Annotated in this window: 12 protein-coding genes; 1 reads left to right on the top strand and 11 read right to left on the bottom strand. The window is 73.5% G+C overall.

The annotated features are described in order from the left end of the window. Window positions 1-116: 116 nt before the first annotated feature. From AC067J_RS31755 to AC067J_RS31705, 11 genes are all read right to left on the bottom strand, one after another. Window positions 117-740 (bottom strand): hypothetical protein, encoded by a 624-nt coding sequence (locus AC067J_RS31755; protein WP_478305055.1) that lies wholly within the window; start codon window positions 738-740, stop codon window positions 117-119. A 147-nt stretch (window positions 741-887) separates the two neighbouring features. Further along, on the bottom strand, window positions 888-1,880 hold the full coding sequence (locus AC067J_RS31750; protein ID WP_478305053.1) for a hypothetical protein: 993 nt from the start codon (window positions 1,878-1,880) through the stop codon (window positions 888-890). Beyond that, complete coding sequence (locus AC067J_RS31745; protein WP_478305051.1) at window positions 1,877-3,319, bottom strand: MFS transporter; 1,443 nt, start codon at window positions 3,317-3,319, stop codon at window positions 1,877-1,879. The genes AC067J_RS31750 and AC067J_RS31745 overlap by 4 nt, the downstream gene beginning before the upstream one ends. 172 nt (window positions 3,320-3,491) lie before the next feature. After that, complete coding sequence (locus tag AC067J_RS31740) at window positions 3,492-4,937, bottom strand: CBM96 family carbohydrate-binding protein (protein WP_478305049.1); 1,446 nt, start codon at window positions 4,935-4,937, stop codon at window positions 3,492-3,494. A gap of 513 nt (window positions 4,938-5,450) precedes the next feature. Next, complete coding sequence (locus AC067J_RS31735) at window positions 5,451-6,470, bottom strand: N-acetylglucosamine kinase (RefSeq protein ID WP_478305047.1); 1,020 nt, start codon at window positions 6,468-6,470, stop codon at window positions 5,451-5,453. A gap of 151 nt (window positions 6,471-6,621) precedes the next feature. Further along, on the bottom strand, window positions 6,622-7,911 hold the full coding sequence (locus AC067J_RS31730) for a 6-phospho-beta-glucosidase (RefSeq protein WP_478305045.1): 1,290 nt from the start codon (window positions 7,909-7,911) through the stop codon (window positions 6,622-6,624). Beyond that, window positions 7,911-8,822 (bottom strand): carbohydrate ABC transporter permease, encoded by a 912-nt coding sequence (locus AC067J_RS31725; protein WP_478305043.1) that lies wholly within the window; start codon window positions 8,820-8,822, stop codon window positions 7,911-7,913. Before AC067J_RS31725 ends, AC067J_RS31730 begins: the two co-directional genes overlap by 1 nt. Before the next feature lie 21 nt (window positions 8,823-8,843). Further along, window positions 8,844-9,842, bottom strand: a complete 999-nt coding sequence (locus tag AC067J_RS31720; protein WP_478305041.1) for a carbohydrate ABC transporter permease — start codon at window positions 9,840-9,842, stop codon at window positions 8,844-8,846. Window positions 9,843-9,866: 24 nt separating this feature from the next. Continuing rightward, a complete protein-coding gene (locus AC067J_RS31715; protein ID WP_478305039.1) occupies window positions 9,867-11,222 on the bottom strand; it encodes an ABC transporter substrate-binding protein in 1,356 nt (451 codons plus the stop codon). A gap of 311 nt (window positions 11,223-11,533) precedes the next feature. Then, the gene (locus AC067J_RS31710) at window positions 11,534-12,724 is read right to left on the bottom strand and encodes an ROK family transcriptional regulator (protein WP_478305037.1); all 1,191 of its coding nucleotides are present in this window, start codon (window positions 12,722-12,724) and stop codon (window positions 11,534-11,536) included. A gap of 317 nt (window positions 12,725-13,041) precedes the next feature. Next, window positions 13,042-14,268 (bottom strand): mechanosensitive ion channel family protein, encoded by a 1,227-nt coding sequence (locus AC067J_RS31705; protein ID WP_478305035.1) that lies wholly within the window; start codon window positions 14,266-14,268, stop codon window positions 13,042-13,044. Window positions 14,269-14,827: 559 nt separating this feature from the next. On the opposite strand from AC067J_RS31705, the gene AC067J_RS31700 reads away from it, so the two are divergent. Then, the gene (locus AC067J_RS31700; protein WP_327681589.1) at window positions 14,828-15,472 is read left to right on the top strand and encodes an HNH endonuclease; all 645 of its coding nucleotides are present in this window, start codon (window positions 14,828-14,830) and stop codon (window positions 15,470-15,472) included. Window positions 15,473-15,596: the final 124 nt, after the last annotated feature.

The following is a 15,596-nucleotide window of genomic DNA, read 5'->3' as shown; positions in this document are numbered from 1 at the left end:
GCTCGGTGCTTCGTACGGCGGTGGTGATCACCGCCGGACACCATTCGATGACTTGAACCCCACTTGAGGTCAAGCCCGGGTGCCCGGGAGCCCGAACGGCGCCGGTGACGGGTGCGTCAGGGGCGGTACAGCTCCTTGATGCGGGTGATCCGCCCGCGGGCGTCGAGGACGATGTCGTAGGTGTCGCCGTAGCAGCCGTACGGGGCGTCGGGGACGCGGTCGGAGAGGCAGTCGTCGAGGTGCTGCAGGAGGACGGGAAGCTGGACCTCCTTGGCCGGCTCCGCGTGTTCGAGGTCGACGAGGGTGGCGGTGACCCGGGCGGCGAGCGGGTAGGTGACGGGTTCGCCGACCGGGTCGTAGGAGCCGTCGCCGGGGGCGTCGGGGCCGCACACGTACCGGGTCGGGCGGGCGGCGAGACGGCCCTCGACCTCGCCGACGACCTGGACGACCTGGTGGCCGGGGTTCCGGGCGAGGGCGGTGCAGTCGGCGGGGGAGGGGGCGGCCGGGGCGGAGTCGGTCCCCGTGCCGTACGCCTCGTCCGCGTACGCGTCCGGGTCCGTGCCCTCGTCCTCGTCCCAGGGCGCCGCCGTGTCGGGGTCCTCGTCGTCGACGGCGTACTCGTCGCCGTCCGAGGCCATGGCCACCGTGGGGTCCTCGTCGATCGGGGTGCAGGCGGCGACGCCGGCGGTCACGGTGCAGCAGAGCAGCACGGCGAGGAGGAGGCGGCTGGGGGCGGTCATGGGGCGAGTCTCCCAGGAAGGCGGCCGGACACGGCACCCCCGTACACGCGGAATCGGTCGGCCCGGTTCCGCTGTCCGGCAGGTGGGCCGGCGGCGGTGTCGGCGGCCGTGTCGGTGGCCGGCATCGGTCGGGGGGCGGGTTCGCGGTCAGGGCAGCGGCGCCGGGGAGTTGGCCTCGGGGACGAGCAGCGCGGGCGCCGCCGAACCGTCGGCCGGCACCGCCCAGACGTCGTTGACGCCGTCCGAACGCTGGATCGCGTACGCGACGGTGGCGTCGTCGAGCCAGGCCGGCTGGTCGTCCACCGAGCGCTGCTCGGGCAGCCGGGTGGCCGTCAGCGTGGCAAGGTCCAGGACGGCCGGGCGCCAGCCCTTGGCGGGGTCGCCGTCGACGGCCTGCTTGAAGGCGATCCGGCGGCCGTCGGGGGAGAGGGACGGGCACTCGACGTTGTCGGCGAGGGTGCGGACGGTCCGGGCGGCGAGGTCGCCCTCCACCAGGTAGCGGTGGCCGTCGGTGGCGAGGGTGGCGTAGAAGCGGTTGTCGTCGGCCGTGAAGGTGACCCCCCAGTAGTTGACGTCGGCGGCGCGGTACGGCCGGCCGTCCCGGGTGATCGCGAACTCCTCCAGGGTGTTGAGCAGTCGGCCGTCGGTGGTGTCGAGGACGCCGGTGCGGGTGGAGAAGGAGTTGCCCGCGTAGGAGTCGCCGCCGACGAACAGCGTCCAGGAGACCATCCGGCCGCTGGCGGAGACCCGCAGACGGTTCGGGATGCCGGTCAGCGCGACCTTCCTGCGCTCGTTCGAGGCCCGGTCCAGCACGACGAGTTCGGGGCCCTCCAGGGCGCCGGCCGGGGCGAGGCAGGCGACGGTGTCGGCGGCGGCGTACGCGCGCTCGCAGCGGCGGCTGCCGACCTCGCGGCTGCCGCCCGGGGCCCCGCGGGACACCGAGGAGAGCAGGCCGTTGCTCAGCACCTGGATGCGCGGACCGCCCGCCGTGTCGCCGGGCGCGTCGTCGTGGTCGGGAGCGCTCGCGGTGGTGCGCGGCGCCGGGTCGGCGGCGGTCAGCGTGTAGGTGGTGGCGGCGGCGCCGAGCAGCAGGGCGGCGCTGGCGACCACCAGCAGCCGGGCGCGCGGGGAGAGGTTCAACGCGGGTCCTCCGCAGTGGTGTCGGGCATGTCGGGCATGTCGGGGGCGGCCGGGACGACCGGGGCGTCAGGGGTGCCGGTGGCGTCGGGAACGCCGTGCGGGGCCGGGGCGTCGGTCGTGCCGGTGGAGCGGCGCGGACCGCCGGACAGCAGCACGACGCTCCCCAGCAGCGCCACCACGACGGCCGCCGCGGCGGCCCGGCTCGCGGTGACCGGCCCCCAGTACTGCCAGGCCAGCCCGAACAGCACCGAGGAGGCCAGGTACGCCAGCGCCTGCCCGCTCTGGATCAGCGCGATCCCGGTGGTCCGCAGCGCCTCCGGCAGCCGGGGCCCGGCCAGGGCCATCAGCACGCCGTCGGTGGCCGCGTAGAAGAGGCCGTGCAGCGCCAGCACCGCCACCGTCGCGCCCGTCCCGTCGAGCGGCCCGTACAGCAGCAGGTAGGCGCCGGCCAGCGCCGCGTAGCCGCCCAGCAGCACCGGGAGGCGGCCGATCCGGTCGGCCAGTGCGCCCAGCGGCGCGGCCAGCAGCAGGTACGTCAGGCTGGTGCCGACCGCCAGCAGCGGGAACCAGCCCAGCGAGAGGTCCGAACGCCGCTGCAGCAGCAGGTAGACGAAGCCGTCGCCGATGGTGGCCAGCCCGAGCAGGGCGGCGGCCGGCACCAGCCGCAGCACCGGGCCCTGCCGCAGCAGGCCCAGCGCGGCGCGGGCGGAGATCGCGCCGGCGGCGGGCAGCGGGGTGCGGTGGTCGCGGACGAACAGCAGCAGCACCAGGACGCCGAAGGCGGCGACGCAGAAGCTGGTGACGAAGACGGCGTCGAAGGCCTGTCCGGCCGCGGCCAGCACGGCGAGTGCGAGCAGCGGTCCGGCGAAGGCTCCGGCCGCGTCCATGGTGCGGTGCACGCCGAAGGCCCGGCCCAGCGAGCCCTCCGGGGCGGAGAGGGTGATCAGCGCGTCCCTCGGGGCGCTGCGCAGGCCCTTGCCGGCCCGGTCGGCGGTGATCACCAGGCCGAGTGCGGCGGGTGCGGAGCCGGCGGCGAGCAGGCCGAGCTTGGCGACGGCGGAGATCGCGTACCCGAACCCGGCGACGGCCTTGCGGCGCTGGATCCGGTCGGCGAGGAAGCCGCCGACCAGGCGCAGCAGCACCGTCGCGCCGCCGTAGAGGCCGTCGATCACCCCGTACGCGGCGGGGCCGAGGTGCAGGGCGGCGGTCAGGTAGAGGGGGAGGACGGCGGTGACCATCTCGGAGGAGACGTCGGTCACCAGGCTGACCGTCCCGAGGGCGACGACGTTGCCGCCGACCAGGGCCCAGCGCCGCCGCTTCGGTCCCTTGACGGGTCCGTCGGGGCCGTCAGGGCCTTCGGAGGGGCCTTCGGTGGGGCCGTCGGCGGGGGCGGAGGAGGGGTCGGCGGCGGCCGGGCGGCCGATGGTGGACAGGTACACGGGTGGCCTTTCGCCGGTGCGCGCTCGGCGCGGGGTGGTCGGCGTAGCGGCGGAAGCGGTGTGCGGCGGAAGCGGGGCGCGGCGCAGCGGACGCGGTGCGCGCGGTGGCACGCGGCGGGGCGCGGCCGGGGAGGTCCCGGCCGCGCCGTCGCTCGGACGGTCCGCAGGGACGTCAGTGGCAGCTGGTGGTGCCGCTGTCGTTGTACGTCTTGCCCGCCTCGGGGACGAACTGCCAGGTGTAACCGTTGTCGTGCAGCGTGAACTTCAGCACGCCGTAGGTGTCGCTGTTGCGCGCCTCGCTGTTGGCCTGGATGGTGCCGAAGCTGTAGTGGCTGGCGCCGCCCATCCCGGCCACGAAGTGCCGGATGCCGCGGGTGGTGTCGAGCGCACCGCTCGGGTTCATCGGCGCGAACCGCTCGTACTGGTGGTTGTGGCCGGTGACGATCACGTCCGCGTTGTTGTCGTACAGGGCCTGGACCAGCGGGCCGACGGAGGTGCTCGGGCCGTGGTTGGAGCCGGAGGTGAACCGCGGGTGGTGCCAGTACGCCAGCGTGCAGGGCTTGTTGCTGGCGGCGAGGTCGGCGCGGAGCCACTGCTCCTGGGCGGAGCCGGCGCTGGTGGCGATGTTGGAGTTGAGCGCCACGACGTGCCAGTTGCCCAGGTCGTAGGAGTAGTAGCCCTGGCCGGGGGTGCCGGCGGCGGCGCCGAAGTAGTTGTAGTAGCCGGTGGCGCCCGAGGTGTTGTACTCGTGGTTGCCGGGCGCCGGCTTGGTGCGCGCCTTGTGGCGGCCCCAGGTCGGTGCGTAGTAGTTGGTGTAGTCGGAGGCGCTGCCGTCGGGGTAGGCGTTGTCGCCCGCGTTGAACACCGTGCCGGGGATGCCGTCCAGCAGCTTCGCCGTCGCCTCGTCCCCGCTCCCGGAGTTGGCGATGTCACCGGCCCCGACCAGCACCGGGTCGGCGCCGCCGGTCGGGGACGCGGTGGGCGTCGGCGAGGCGGTCGGGGTGGGCGAGGGGGTGGTCGGGGTCGGCGACGGGGACGGCGTGCCGGTGTCGGTGGTGATCACCAACTGCGGTGCGGTGGAGCCGGATTCGCGCGAGTCGTAGTCGGCGCCGTCGCTGGACGAGGAGGTCGCGCCGATGGCGAAGGTGCCGTTCCCGGTCACGTAGGAGGTGACGTCCACCTCGTACCAGGAGTTGCGCGAGACGGCGCCGATCGAGCCCAGCACCGGGCCGTCGACGGCGGGCTGGTTGTTCCAGGTCAGCCCGGTCTCGGACCACGTGGTGCTGCTGAGCGAGCGGAAGGTGCCGCCGTTGCCGCTCTCGGCACCGGACACGTCGTCGGTGTGGATGCGGAGTTTGGCGCTGGTCACCGGTGCGGTGAGCCCGGAGACGGTGAACTTCAGGAAGATCCGCTTGACGGGGCTGTTGTCCACCCCGAGCTGGCCGGAGGTGCCGTAGTTGGTGCTCGGGTTGCTGCTGTACGCGTAGGTGTCGGCCACCGGGGTGAACGTGGTGGTCCCGACCGCCGCGGTGGCGGCACCGGAGAAGGCGGTGACGGCCAGCGCGCCGGCGGTCATGGCGCCGAGGGTGGCCGCGACGACGACTCTGCGTCCGGGCATGGGGTGACCCTTCGTGAGAGGACGGGGACGGTCGGCGGTGCGTCGGGAGACGCTAGGGACGGCAGCCTGCCCCAGGGTGATGGACTGCCCCTGCACCGATGGCCGCTCGGTGAACGCCTGGTGCCGTCGCCCCACCCGCCCTGCGGGCTCCTCCCCGCTGCCCGCCGCCTTTCGTGGCGCGTCGCCCGGGTTCACTGACTCGTCGTCAGATTACCGCGCGGTAGCGTCCCGTCCACCCCCCGCGTTCGTCGCCCCTCCGCCCGCCGTCGCCCTTCCGCCACCCGTCCGCACCGCCGTCCGTCCCGCCGTCCGTCCGCACCGCCACGCGGCCGCGCCTCCGTCCGTCCCGCCGGCGGCCCGCCCCGCCCCGGACGGACGACCGCCCCCGCCGGGCGTGCGGACCCGGCGGGGGCGGAAGAAGGTGGGGTCGGAAGAAGGCGGGCGGAGCCGGAAGGGCGCGCCGCGGCTGAGCGGGCCGGCGGCCTCACCGCACGGCAGCGGGAGGACCGGACGCTACGCCGCCACCGGCCGGTCCTGGTCGTACGCCTCCCGCACCCGGGCCTGCGCCTCGGCGCCGGCCCCCAGGTGGTCGAGGCCGAGCAGGGCCGCGCCCAGCACCGGCGGCGCGACGACGACGCGCGGCTCGGCGAGCGGCGCGGCCTCCGCCAGCCGCGCGGTGAGGTTGCCGAGCAGCAGCGGCTGCCGCGAGGCGAGCACCCCGCCGCCGAGCACCAGCGGCGTGGGCGAGTCCAGGAGGTCGAGCCGGCGCAGTGCGACGACCGCGAGCCGGGTGATCTCGTCGGCCTGCCGGTCGATCAGCTCCAGGGCCACCCGGTCCCCGCCCTCCGCGACCGCGAAGAGCACCCGGGCGACCTCGTGCAGCCGGGCGAACGGCAGGTGCCCCAGGTGCACGGCCTCGGCCACGGCGCCGGCGCTGGGCAGGCCGAAGTGCTCGGCGATGGCCGGGGCCAGGACGGTCGGCCCGCCGCGCCCGTCCTCCGCGCGGACGGCGTGCCACATGCTGTTGAGGGCGAGGCCGGCGCCGCCGCCCCAGTCGCCGGTCAGCTCGCCGAGGGCGGGGAACCGGGCGGTGCGGCCGTCGGGCAGCAGGCCGACGCAGTTGATGCCGGCGCCGCAGACCACCGCGACGCCGCGCGGGCCGTCCGTCCCGGCGCGCAGCAGGCCGAAGGTGTCGTTGACGACGGTGTTGGTGGCGCCCCACGGGTGGGTCTCCAGGGCGGCGCGCAGCGCCTGCTCCTCGACCGGGAGGTCGGCGTTGGCGAGGCAGGCGCTGACGTGGCTGGTCAGCGGGCCGTTCCAGGCGGTGACCCCGGCCGCCGCGGCGGCCTGCTCGACCAGGGGTGCGAGGCCGGCGACGGCGGCGGCGCCGCCGACCTTCTGCGGTGTGAAGCCGCCGCCCCGGGCGGAGCCGAGGACGGTGCCGTCGGCGCCGATGACGGCGACGTCGGTCTTGGAGTTGCCCGCGTCGATGGCGAGGACGCCGGGCAGGTGTGGTTCGGGCTGGTGGGTCATCAGGTCCCCGCGGCTCGTACGTGGCCCGGCCGTGGTTGCTCCGGCCGGGGGTGGGCGGTCTCCTCGCGGCCTCGCCGCGGAGGGCCGGCGGGCCCTCGGCGGCCCGGCCCGCACCCCCCACGGAGTGCGGGCCGGAGTACGGCCGGGCTGGTCAGGCCCAGACGAGGTGCTCGCGGTTGTGGGCGAGCAGCCGGTCCGTCAGCTGGTCGGCGAGCTCGATCTGGCCGACCAGCGGGTGGGCGAGCAGGGCGTCGAAGACCCGGTCGCGGCCGCCGCGCAGGGCGGCGTCCAGCGCGAGGTGCTCGTACGCGGTGACGGCGGCGATCAGGCCGGCGTAGAGCGGCTCGACGGGGCGCTGCGGCAGCGGGCGCACGCCCGCCGCGTCGACCTCGGCCGGCACCTCGATGACGGCGTCGTCCGGCAGGAACGGCAGCACGCCGTCGTTGCGGGTGTTCACCACCTGAACCGAGGTGGCGCCGTCGGTGCCGAGCAGCGCGGCGATGAGCTGGACGGCCGCCTCGGAGTAGAACGCGCCGCCGCGCTTGCCGAGCAGCTCGGGCTTGGTGTCCAGCGCGGGGTCGGCGTACATCTCCAGGAGCTGCCGCTCGATCTCGGCGACCTCGGCGGCCCGCGAGCCCTTGGCCTTCAGCTCCTCCACCACGGCGTCGTGCTGGTAGAAGTAGCGCAGGTAGTAGGAGGGGACGACGCCGAGCCGCTCGATCACCCGCCGGGGCAGGAGCAGGTCGTCGGCGATCTCCTGGCCGAAGCCGGCGAGCAGCTCCGGCAGCACCTCCCGGCCGCCCGCGGCGCCCGGCGCGTCGAGCAGGGTGACGCCGCGCTCCCAGGTGAGGTGGTTGAGGCCGACGTGGTCGAGCCGGATCAGCTCCGGGGCGACGCCCAGGTGCTTGGCGAACCGCCGCTGGAAGCCGATGGCGACGTTGCAGAGGCCGACGGCCTTGTGGCCGGCCTCGCGCAGGGCCCGGGTGACGATGCCGACCGGGTTGGTGAAGTCGACGATCCAGGCGTCGGGGTTGGTGCGCCGGACCTTCTCGGCGATGTCGAGCACCACCGGGACGGTGCGCAGCGCCTTGGCGAGCCCGCCCGCGCCGGTGGTCTCCTGGCCGACGCAGCCGCACTCCAGCGGCCAGGTCTCGTCCTGGTTGCGGGCCGCCTGCCCGCCGACCCGCAGCTGGAGCAGGACGGCGTCGGCGTCGGCGACGCCCGCCTCGACGTCCGTGGTGGTGGTCACCACGGCGCCGTGGCCCTGCTTGGCGAAGATCCGCCGGGCCAGTCCGCCGATCAGCTCCAGCCGGTCCGCGGCGGGGTCGATCAGGACCAGCTCGCCGATCGGCAGGGTGTCCCGGAGCCGGGCGAAGCCGTCGATCAGCTCCGGGGTGTACGTCGAACCGCCGCCGACGATGGCCAGCTTGAGTGTGGACATCAGCCCTTGACCCCTGTCAGTGTCACGCCTTCGATGAAGGCCTTCTGTGCGAAGAAGAAGAGGACGATCACCGGGGCCATCACCAGCAGGGTGGCGGCCATGGTGAGGTTCCAGTTGGTGTGGTGGGCGCCCTTGAAGGACTCCAGGCCGTAGGAGAGGGTCCAGGCGCCGGGATTGTTGCTGGCGTAGATCTGCGGGCCGAAGAAGTCGTTCCAGCAGTAGAAGAACTGGAACAGGGCGACGGCGGCGATGGCCGGCTTTGCCATCGGCAGCACCACCTTGAGGAGGGTCCGCAGGTCGCCGCAGCCGTCGATCCGGGCCGCCTCGATGTACTCCTTGGGGATCGTCAGCAGGAACTGCCGGAGCAGGAAGATCGAGAAGGCGTCGCCGAAGGCCATCGGGATGATCAGCGGCCAGAGCGAGCCGCTGAGACCGAGCTCCTTCGCCCAGAACAGGTACATCGGGATGATGGTGACCTGCGGCGGCAGCATCATCATCGAGATGACCGCCATCAGTGCCAGGTTGCGGCCCCGGAAGCGGAACTTGGCGAGCGCGTAGGCCACCGGGAGGCTGGAGACGATGGTCAGCACGGTGCCGAGGCCGGCGTACAGCAGGGTGTTGCGCCACCACGTGAGGAAGCCGGGCGTGTCCCAGACCTTGCGGTAGTTGCCCCACTCCCAGGAGGTGGGCCAGTAGTCGGTGGTGAGGGCCTGACTGTCCGTCATGACCGAAGTCAGGAAGGCGAAGACGAACGGCAGCAGGAAGAACAGGGTGGCGGCGACGGCCAGCGAGTGCACGGCCACCCAGTTGAGCAGGGCGCGGCGGCGGGCCGCGCGGGCGGCGGCGGGGGTGCCGCGCCGGGCGGGCCCCTTCGCGGGGGCCTCCGCCGTGAGGGTGGAGCTGAGAGTCATGATCGTGTCCTCACTGGGCCGCTAGTCGTCGCTCGCCATGAAGCCGGACTTGCGGCGGAGCAGGAGCGAGGTGACGGCCATCGAGATGGCGAACAGCACCAGGGCGACGACGCACGCCGCGCCGTAGTTGAAGCGCTGGAAGCCGAGGTTGTAGACCATCTGCGGCAGGGTCCAGGTGGAGCCCTGCGGGTAGCCGGGCTCGAACTGCTGCCCGGAGTTGCCCGCGTTGCCGCCGGCGACCTTCGCGGCGACGATCGCCTGCGTGTAGTACTGCATGGTCTGGATGACGCCGGTGACCACCGCGAACATGATGATCGGCGAGATGTTCGGCAGGGTGACGTACCGGAAGCGCTGGAACGGGCCGGCGCCGTCGAGCTCGGCGGCCTCGTACTGGTCCCTGGGGACGTCCAGCAGGGACGCCATGAAGATGACCATCAGGTCGCCGATGCCCCACAGGGCGAGCATGGTGAGCGCGGGCTTCGACCAGTCCGGGTCGGCGAACCAGCCGGGCTGCGGCAGCCCGATCTCGCCGAGGAAGTGGTTGACCGGGCCGGTGCCGGGGTTGAGCAGGAAGGCGAACGCGACGGTGGCGGCCACCGGCGGTGCCAGGTACGGCAGGTAGAACGCGGTACGGAAGAACCCGGCACCGGTCTTGACCTTGGTGATCAGCATCCCGATCCCGAGGCCGAACGCCACCCGCAGGCTCACCATGATGAAGACCAGCCACACGGTGTTGCGCAGGCCCTTCCAGAAGGCCGGGAGGTCGTTGAAGACGTAGTCCCAGTTCTTCAGGCCGCTGAAGGCGGGCGAGCCGAACCCGTTGTACTTGGTGAACGAGAAGTAGACGGTGGAGATCAGCGGGTACAGGAAGAAGACCGCGAAGCCGATCAGCCAGGGGGAGAGGAAGGCCAGGGTGCGGGCCGCCTCCCGGCGGCGCTTCCGGCGCAGCAGGTGCTGCGTGGAGGGCGCCGCCGGGTCGGTCGGTCCGGTGCCCTTGCGGGTTGCGGACGCGAGTGACATGGGAGCTCCGTGAACCGTTGCGCGCTACTTGGCCTGGGCGATGGCGGCGTCGATCTCCTTGGCGGTGGCCGCGAGACCCGCCGCGAGGTCGGCCTGCTTGCCGGACTCGAAGTCGTAGCCGAGGTTCTGCACCGACACGAGGTAGGCGCCGCCGTTGACGCTGGCCGGGGTGGTGCCGGAGTTCGGGTTCTTCGCGATGTCCAGGAAGGTCTTGAAGTTCGGGTCGCTGATCAGCTTCGGCGAGTCGAGCGCGGCGAAGGTGCTGGGCACGTTGTGGATCGCGTTGGCGAACGAGACCACCGCGTCGGTGTCGGTGGTCAGGAACTTGACGAACTCCCAGGCGGCGGCCTGCTTCTTGCTGGTGCTGGCGATGCCGACGATGGTGCCGGTCTGGTAGCCGCGGCCCCAGGTGGAGGCCTGGTCGTCCGGCACCGGGAACGGCGCGGTCGCCCACTCGAAGTCCGGCTTGTCCGTGGCGAGCGAGGCGGTCCGCCACTCGCCGTCGATGGCCATCGCGACCTGGCCGGTGTGGAACGGGTTCTTGGCGCTGAACTCCTCGCCGAAGGTGGCCCGGTACTTGTCCAGCTTGTCGTAGCCGCCGAGCTTCTCGACCAGGCCCTTCTGCCACTTCATCATCGCGGCGACCTTCGGGTCGGTGGCGATGCTGGACTTGCCGGAGGCGTCGAAGTAGCTCGGGCCGTACTGGCCGAGGAAGTGCTCGGTGGTCGACTCGTAGCCGTGGTACAGCGGCATGAAGCCGAGCTGCTTGTAGCCGTCGCCCTCGGCGACGGTGAGCTTGACGGCGGCCTCGGCGAACTCGCTGAAGGTCTTGGGCGGGCCGGCGATACCGGCATCGGCGAAGGCCTTCTTGTTGTAGTACAGGCCGAAGGCGTCGCCGAGCAGCGGCAGCGAGCACTGGTTGCCCTGGAACTGCGAGTAGTTGAGCATCGCGGCCGGGAAGGTCTTGGCCGCGTCGATGTTGTCCTTCGCCAGGAAGGGCTTGAGGTCGGTGAAGGCCTTGGTCGAACAGAACATGCCGACGTTGTTGGTGGTGAACGAGGAGACCACGTCCGGTGCCTCGTCGCCGCCGGCCCGCAGGGCCTGGTTGACCTTGTCGTCGGCGATGTTGCCGGTCGCCTTGACGTGGATGTTCGGGTGGGCCTTCTCGAAGGCGGCGATGTTGTCGTTGATCGCCTTCACCTCGGATTCCTGGCTCCAGCCGTGCCAGAAGGTGATGGTGACGTCCTTGCCGCTGGCCGAGTCGTCGCTGCCGCCGCCGTCGCTGGAACCGGTGCAGGCGGTGGCCAGCAGGGCCAGGACGGCGCTGCCGGTGACGGCGGCGATCGTACGGCGGCCTCTGCGGGAGGTGGTGGAGTGCACTTCGAGGTCCTCCTGGGGGTGCGCGGGCAGGCGTCATTGCCTCGGGTCCCGCGTTCGGGGGTTGGGGAGAGGTGGGTGCAGGGGTCGAGCGGTGCGGGTGGTGCCTGGTGCGGGAGGTGCGGGTGGTGCTCGGCGGGAGCGTCGGGTCGGTCGGGCGCCGGCGGGTCGGGCGCCGGTGGTCGGTCGGGTGCCGGTGATCGTCGGTCGGGCGCCGTCGGGTCGGGTGCCGGTCGGTCGCCGTGGTGGGGGTGGACGTCTTCTCGGGTGGTGCGGGCGCCGGTGGGTGCGGCGTCGGCGCGTGGGGGCGGTCCTCAGTGGGTGGAGAAGACCGCCTCGCGGGCGGCTGCCAGCGCGCGTTGCAGCGCGCCGAGCAGGACGGGGGAGCCGGGCAGGGCACTGCCGCGGACCTCGGGTCTGGCGATCGAGATCCGGGCCAGCTCCTCCTCGACCAGGGCCCGCAGCCGTTCGCCGCCCGCGGTAGGCACACCGCCGGAGACCACCACCAGCTGGGGGTCGACGACGGCGACGATCACGGCCAGCCCGACGGCCAGCCGGCCGGCCAGCTCGGTGAGGAACGCGTCCCCGGCGCCCGGGGTCTCCAGCGCCTTGGCGAGCGACTCCTCGGCGGTCGGCGCGCCCAGCCCGTGCTCCCGGGCCAGCACCCGGACGGCGGGTGCGCCGACCAGCTCCTGGAACCCGCCGGAGTTGCGGCGGCGCACGTCCCGCACCACCGGTGCGCCGGGAACCGGCATGTAGCCGACCTCCCCCGCGCCGCCGGTGAAGCCGCGGTGCAGGCGGCCGGCGATCACGATCGCCGCGCCGATGCCCTCGCCGGCCCAGAGCAGGACGAAGTCCTCGAACCCGCGTGCCGCGCCGGAGGCCTGTTCGGCGACGGCGGCCAGGTTCACGTCGTTCTCGATCGACACCGGCGCGCCGATCGCCCCGGACAGCTCCTCGACCAGCCGCGGCGTGTGCCAGCCGGGCAGGTGGGAGGCGTACCGGAGCTTTCCGGTGCCGGGGTCGGGCGCCCCGCCGACGCCGATCACCACGGTGTGCAGGCTGCCCTCGGCCAGTCCGGCGGACCGGACCGCCTCGGCGACCGTCCCGGCCACCCGGGGGACGGTCTCGGCGGCCGTCCACCCCTTGGTGGGGACGACGAGCTCGGCGAGCGTGGAACCGGTGATGTCGGCGACGGCGACCCGGACGTGGCTGTTGGTGACGTCCAGTCCGGCGACGTGCCCGGCGGCCGGATTCACCTGGTACAGCTGGGCGTTCGGCCCGGGGCCGCCCGCCGTGGTGCCCACCGGGAGGACCAGGCCGGCCGCCTCCAGGCGGGCCAGCAGCTGGGAGGCGGTGGGCTTGGAGAGTCCGGTCAGCGTGCCGATCTGGGTGCGGGAGAGCGGGCCGTTCTCCAGCAGCAGTTCGAGGGCGGCGCGGTCGTTGATCGCGCGCAGCAGGCTGGGGGTGCCGGCGAGGGGGGCCTTGGCGGTCGTCTTGGTCACGCGGAGATCCTCCTCTTCCTGCTGGTCGGGTCGGCCGACGGGGGCGCACGGGTCGGGCCCGGGCTGTTCCGAGTCGGCCGCGGGGCAGCTCCGGTGCGGGTCCGGGCGGCCGGTGGGCGGGGCCGGGGCGAACTGTTAGGAAACTTTCCAGTCGCTTGAGACAGGACCGTACGGTCCACGTCGGGAGGGTGTCAATGGTCCTTCCAGCGGTGGATGCCGAAGCGTTACCGGGCAGCACGGAGCCCCGCCTCCGACGTGCTCGGGAGACGGGGCCTCGTTCGTTCACGTGCGCCGGCCGGGCGGTCGCCCGCCGCCCGTCAGGGCGCCTTCGCCGCGTCGTCGACCGGCTTCACCGGCGCCGGTATCGGCGCCGTCGCCTGGTAGCGCGGCGAGTTCGGGTCCGCCAGCGCGGACGGCGGAGCCGGGTCGGCGACCGGCGTGCCGGCCGTCGCGGTGGTCAGCACCACCCCGGCGGCGGCCGTCCCGGCGGCCGCACCCGCTCCGGCGGCGGCCGGCGCGACCTCCTCCTTGACCTTGATCCCGGCCTCGTCGAACGCGACCTTCAGGCGCTGCCGCAGGGCCCGCGCCACGCTCAGCGACTTGCCCGGAGCCGTCCGCGCCTCGACCCGCAGCACCACCGAGTCCACCGCCACCGACTCCACACCCAGGATCGAGAACGGCGCCCAGACCAGCTCGTCGAACGGCGCCTCCTTGGCCAGCGTCTCCGCGGTCTCCTGGATCAGCGCCTCGACCCGCAGCAGGTCCTCCTTGTAGCCGACCTGGACGTCCACCGAGGCGGTCGACCAGCCCTGGCTCATGTTGGCGATCCGCTTCACCTCGCCGTTGCGGATGTACCAGATCTCGCCGCCCGCGCCGCGCAGCTTGGTCACCCGCAGGCCGACCTCCAGCACCGTGCCGGTGGCCACCCCGGTGTCGATCTCGTCGCCGACGCCGTACTGGTCCTCCATGATCATGAAGACCCCGGAGAGGAAGTCGGTGACCAGGTTGCGGGCGCCGAAACCGATCGCCACACCGGCCACACCGGCACTGGCCAGCAGCGGAGCCAGGTTCACCCCGAGCGCCGACAGCACCATCAGCGCGGCCGTCCCCAGGATGGTGAACGACGCGACGCTGCGCAGCACCGAGCCGATCGCCTCCGAGCGCTGCTGGCGCCGCTCCGGGTTGACCACCCCGGTGTTGGCCAGCAGCCCGCCGAGCCGCCCGGGCTCGTCCTCGCCCTCGGTCGGCTTGACCATCCGCGCGATCAGCTGGGAGATCAGCTTGCGGACCATCGCCCGCAGCACCAGGGCCAGCACGACGATGAAGACGATCCGCACCCCACCGGCCAGCCACTCCTGCCAGTGCGAGTCGAACCAGCTGGCGGCCTGCCGGGTGGTGTCGGAGACCTCCTGCGCGCTGGTCGGGATCCTGAGGTCGAGCTGCGGCAGTCCCGGGGCCGTGGGACTCGGGGAGGGGTTCGGCGTCGAGGCCGACGGCGTGGCGGACGCGTCGGCGAGGAGGCCGGCGGCACCGGACCTGAACACGAGCGGGACCTTCCTGCAGGGGGCGTGGCACAGCCCGCCGCCGCGGAGGCACACCCGGGAGGCACGCCCCTGGCCTGCGGACCGTCCGTACTACCCTATCCGCCGCCCACCCGGGACCCTGACGCGCCGACCACCCCTGCACCGCTCGCGCACGGCTCTCCCACGCTCCGGCCACCGGCCCCGGGAGGGCGCACGGCGGCCCGTCGGACGCCCCGTCAACGCCCCGGCGCGCTGCCCGCCGCGCCGCCCGCCGCGTCGCCCGCCCCCGCTGCTCCGACCGGCGGAGGCCCGTTCGCGCCCGCTGCTCCGACCGGCCCAGCCGTCCCCCGCCCGGGCGCCGCGGCGCGCCCCGCGGGCACCGGGGTGCAACCCGCCCTTCCCCCGGGCATACCGGGTATGACAGAAGCCACACCCGGAGTTCACATCAGGTCCGTTACACAGGAGTGGTGGCGCCGTACAAAGGCGTAAGGCGACACTGGGGGAGATCACGCACCCGCTGTGTGATCCAACCGCTCGTCCCGGCGCGAGCCACGCGCCGCAGGCGTCCAAGGAGGCATCCGTGCCGCATGTCCTGGTCCTCAACGCGTCCTACGAGCCACTCGGCGTCGTATCGATGCGCCGCGCACTCATCCTCGTCCTCAACCACAAGGCCGTCAGCCTTGAGGACTCGGGTGTCACTCTGCACAGCGCCACCAGCGCCCTTCCGGCGCCGTCCGTCGTCCGCCTGACCCGCTTCGTCCGGGTCCCGTTCTGCGGGCCCGTCCCGCTCACCCGCCGGGCGCTGTTCGCCCGCGACCACGGCCGTTGCGTCTACTGCGGGGCCGCCGCCACCAGCGTCGACCACGTCATCCCGCGCAGCCGGGGAGGCCAGCACCGGTGGGACAACGTGGTGGCCGCCTGCCGCCGCTGCAACCACACCAAGGCCGACCGCCACCTCACCGAACTCGGCTGGCGGATGAAACGCCCGCCGGCCCCGCCGTCCGGCCTGGCCTGGCGGATCATCGGCACCGGGATCAAGGACCCGCGTTGGCGGCCCTACCTGGAACCGTACGGCGGCGGCGACCAGCTGCGCGCCCCGCAGTGGGGCGAGTACGAACACCACGACCATACCGAGGCCACCCATCCGGTGCCGCTCGGCAGGGCGCACGCCGCCCACTCGGCCCCCGTCCGCCGCGGTGAGCAGCCCGAACCGCTCTCCGCCTGACCACTGCTCCACAAGGGCTTGCCCGTCATATTTCCCGGTACGCCTCATGGGCCGCCGCGCACCCCGCAACCGGGGAGCACGGCGGCCCGCCGGCTGTGCGCCCGCCTGCGCCCGCCCGGGCCGG

The sequence above is a fragment of the Kitasatospora sp. NPDC042419 genome (assembly GCF_056437345.1).
The sequence above is the reverse complement of the archived record's forward strand: the minus strand, read 5'-3'. Positions and strand labels throughout refer to the sequence as shown.

What these genes read in the sequence shown, in the direction of transcription:
- AC067J_RS31720 (WP_478305041.1), bottom strand. Translation starts at nt 9,842, where the DNA reads ATGTCACTCGCGTCCGCAACCCGCAAGGGCACCGGACCGACCGACCCG.
- AC067J_RS31755 (WP_478305055.1), bottom strand. Translation starts at nt 740, where the DNA reads ATGACCGCCCCCAGCCGCCTCCTCCTCGCCGTGCTGCTCTGCTGCACC.
- AC067J_RS31740 (WP_478305049.1), bottom strand. Translation starts at nt 4,937, where the DNA reads ATGCCCGGACGCAGAGTCGTCGTCGCGGCCACCCTCGGCGCCATGACC.
- AC067J_RS31730 (WP_478305045.1), bottom strand. Translation starts at nt 7,911, where the DNA reads ATGTCCACACTCAAGCTGGCCATCGTCGGCGGCGGTTCGACGTACACC.
- AC067J_RS31735 (WP_478305047.1), bottom strand. Translation starts at nt 6,470, where the DNA reads ATGACCCACCAGCCCGAACCACACCTGCCCGGCGTCCTCGCCATCGAC.
- AC067J_RS31725 (WP_478305043.1), bottom strand. Translation starts at nt 8,822, where the DNA reads ATGACTCTCAGCTCCACCCTCACGGCGGAGGCCCCCGCGAAGGGGCCC.